The sequence below is a fragment of the Enterobacter sp. K16B genome (assembly GCF_020216105.1).
GTDB classification, from domain to species: Bacteria; Pseudomonadota; Gammaproteobacteria; order Enterobacterales; family Enterobacteriaceae; genus Enterobacter; species Enterobacter sichuanensis.
This window is the reverse complement of sequence record NZ_JAIWJZ010000203.1, coordinates 1-2,882: the sequence shown is the minus strand read 5'-3', so window position 1 is coordinate 2,882 and position 2,882 is coordinate 1. Positions and strand designations below refer to the sequence as shown.

At 59.4% G+C, this 2,882-nt stretch carries 4 protein-coding genes; 2 read left to right on the top strand and 2 right to left on the bottom strand.

Annotation, left to right across the window (positions count from 1 at the left end):
* The coding region (locus LDK53_RS22700; protein ID WP_225288141.1) for a DcrB-related protein at positions 1 to 268 on the bottom strand (268 nt) is incomplete at its 3' end.
* A gap of 117 nt (positions 269 to 385) precedes the next feature.
* Positions 386 to 1,276, bottom strand: a complete 891-nt coding sequence (locus LDK53_RS22695; RefSeq protein WP_225288140.1) for an oxidoreductase — start codon at positions 1,274 to 1,276, stop codon at positions 386 to 388.
* A 105-nt stretch (positions 1,277 to 1,381) separates the two neighbouring features.
* Between LDK53_RS22695 and LDK53_RS22690 the strand changes: the two genes are divergently transcribed.
* Together LDK53_RS22690 and LDK53_RS22685 are read left to right on the top strand one after the other, a co-directional pair.
* Positions 1,382 to 2,503 carry a YbdK family carboxylate-amine ligase gene (locus LDK53_RS22690; protein ID WP_225288139.1) on the top strand — a complete coding sequence of 374 codons (1,122 nt, stop codon included), beginning with the start codon at positions 1,382 to 1,384 and terminating at the stop codon, positions 2,501 to 2,503.
* A gap of 121 nt (positions 2,504 to 2,624) precedes the next feature.
* The gene (locus tag LDK53_RS22685; protein WP_025759543.1) at positions 2,625 to 2,873 is read left to right on the top strand and encodes a DUF1158 domain-containing protein; all 249 of its coding nucleotides are present in this window, start codon (positions 2,625 to 2,627) and stop codon (positions 2,871 to 2,873) included.
* The last annotated feature ends 9 nt before the right edge of the window (positions 2,874 to 2,882 follow it).

The following is a 2,882-nucleotide window of genomic DNA, read 5'->3' as shown; positions in this document are numbered from 1 at the left end:
CAATTTCACCCTGTGAAAGGTTGTCGCCAAGCGTAGCGGCGCTGCGCTCACCCTGCTTCCAGGCCTTGATGTGTTTTGCCATCAGGGCGAGCTGGCGATCGATATACGTGGCAAGCGCTTCGCCGGGGTTGAGGGCGTCGCGGGAGATGTTGAACGCCGGCGCATCCGCCGCAGGCGGCGCGAAGACGTTGACGGTACGATCCTGATAACCCTCAGGAAAGGTGATCTGTCCTTCACTGAACAGGCACTGCGAATGTTGTTCTGACATTGAGCGGGTCCCACCACATTTTTTCAGAAGCGGTAAGTTTCGCATATGTGTTTAAGGCTGACTATCCCCAGATTATTGCCACACGCCAGCCCTCACCGAACGCAAAAACAGCGGCCATTAGCCCGGCCCCTCGCTCCCCGCCGCCAGCAGCGGGACCACCACGTCGCTGATGGGCACCGCAATACCGTGTTTGCGGCCGTAGCGCTGGATCACGCCGTTGCGGATATCCCACTCCAGCGGGCGATCCGCCTGGCGGTCGGCGAGGATCGAGGTGCCCAAATCCGCGGGCGCACGCTGGAAGTTCGCCAGGATCTCTTGTGCGATCTCATCATCCAGCGTCGCCCCTTCGGCGCGGGCGACGGCAAGCCCCTCGCGCAGATAGGCCAGCGCCAGTTCGCTGATATCCTCGCGTCTGAACATGCCGGCGCGTCGGTTGGCCAGCACCATCAGCCCGGCAACGGCGTTTTGCAGCAGCTTGCGCCAGGCCACCGTTGAGAAGTCTGCCGAGAGTTCAACCGCGCAGCGTGTCCCCTGCAGCGCATCCACCACCCGTTTTGCCTGCGGCACATCCGGCAGAGTCAGTCGCGGCCTGGCGCGCAGCCATACGGAGGCATCCGGCTCGCGCTGTGCCGGGAACCAGACCACCGACGGCAGTACCGTGGCGCCGTTGACCCACGGCTCAAGCTGGGCTTTTTGCTCAACGCCGTTTTGCAGGGCGCAGACCACCGTGTTTTCATCACACAGCGCGCGCAGCCATCCGGCGCTGTCGGCATTTTGCGTCGTTTTTACCGCCACAAAAACCAGATCGGCCGGGCGCGCGATGGCGGTCGGATCGGTTAATACCGGACCGGGCACAACCGTTTCCCCCTCATCGTCGCGCAAGCGCAGTTCAGGATGCGCGGTGCGTCCGCACAGCAGCGGCGTGCGGCCCGCGTCATGCAGCACCGCGGCAATGGTGGTACCAATTGCGCCAGGCCCCAGTAGCGCAATCACTGGATTGTCAGACATGGTGAACTCCCCTTTTCGCTAAGCCTGCTAACAGTTATACCACCCTGAAAAGTGAGCGCCACGTCGTTGTCTATACTCATCACTCTACTGACAACGGAGTGCGCCATGTCTTTACCCGATTTCAAATCCTCTGAACCCTATACCCTTGGCATCGAACTGGAACTGCAGGTGGTGAATCCGCCAGGCTACGATCTGAGCCAGGACTCCTCCGCGCTTATTGCCGCCGTCAAAGACGACATTAAAGGCGGGGAAGTGAAGCACGATATCACCGAAAGCATGCTCGAAATTGCTACCGGCGTGTGTCAGAACATCGACCAGGCGGCGGCGCAGTTCTCGATGATGCAGCAGAGCATCCTGCGCGCGGCGGCGGAGCAGCACATCCAGATTTGCGGCGGCGGGACGCATCCGTTCCAGAAGTGGCAACGTCAGGAGGTGTGCGACGACGAGCGCTATAACATCACGCTGGAGCGCTTTGGCTATCTGATTTTGCAGGCCACGGTGTTCGGCCAGCACGTGCATGTCGGCTGTCGGACCGGGGATGACGCGATTTATCTGCTGCACGGCCTGTCGCGCTTTGTGCCACACTTTATCGCCCTGGCGGCGGCATCGCCGTATATGCAGGGCACGGACACGAAATTTGCCTCGTCGCGGCTCAATATCTTTTCGGGTTTTCCGGATAACGGTCAGATGCCGTGGGTCAACAGCTGGCAGGAGTTCGAAGGGCTGTTCCGCCGCCTGAGTGCCACCAGCATGATCGACAGCATTAAAGATCTGCACTGGGACATTCGCCCCAGCCCGCACTTTGGCACCGTAGAGGTGCGGGTGATGGATACGCCGCTGACTCTCGGCCACGCGATTAATATCGCCGGGCTGATTCAGGCGACATCCCACTGGCTGCTGACCACGCGGCCTTATAAGCATCAGGAAAAGGATTTTCTGCTCTATCGCTTTAACCGTTTCCAGGCCTGTCGCTACGGGCTGGAAGGTATTCTGACGGATGTGCATACCGGCGAGCATAAAACCGTGGCGGAGGATATCGCCTGGCTGCTGGAGCAGGTTGCGCCGTCGGCCGAGAAGCTCGGCGCGACAAGCGCAATCAATGAAATTGCTCTGCTGTTAAAGCAGGGCAAGAGCGAGGCGCAGCGCATGCGCGACTTTATCGCCGACGGCGGATCGCTTATTTCACTGGTGCAGAAACACTGCGAGCTGTGGGCGACGAGTCCGTAAGCGACCCGACTGCGGACCGTACACCCTAAAGAGGCGAGGGACAAAACGGGTGACGGGTTTAAATTGCTTAACGTTCCGGGATGCCGGACAATGACATTTTTAACTGACGATTAACATTACGATGAAACACCCGTTAGAATCGCTGCTCACGGCAGGCGGCATTTTATTGTTGGCCCTGCTTTCGTGCCTGCTGCTCCCTGCGCCCTCGCTTGGGCTGGTGCTGGCGCAGAAGCTGGTGACCACCTTTCATATGGTCGACCTTAACCAGCTTTACACCATTCTGTTCTGCGTGTGGTTTTTACTGCTCGGGGCGATCGAATTCTTCGTGTTGCGTTTCGTCTGGCGCCGCTGGTTTTCACTGGCGTCTTAAGCAAAAAAG

Coding starts and splice junctions, on each gene's coding strand:
- LDK53_RS22685 (WP_025759543.1), top strand. CDS start 2,625: ATGAAACACCCGTTAGAATCGCTGCTCACGGCAGGCGGCATTTTATTG.
- LDK53_RS22695 (WP_225288140.1), bottom strand. CDS start 1,276: ATGTCTGACAATCCAGTGATTGCGCTACTGGGGCCTGGCGCAATTGGT.
- LDK53_RS22690 (WP_225288139.1), top strand. CDS start 1,382: ATGTCTTTACCCGATTTCAAATCCTCTGAACCCTATACCCTTGGCATC.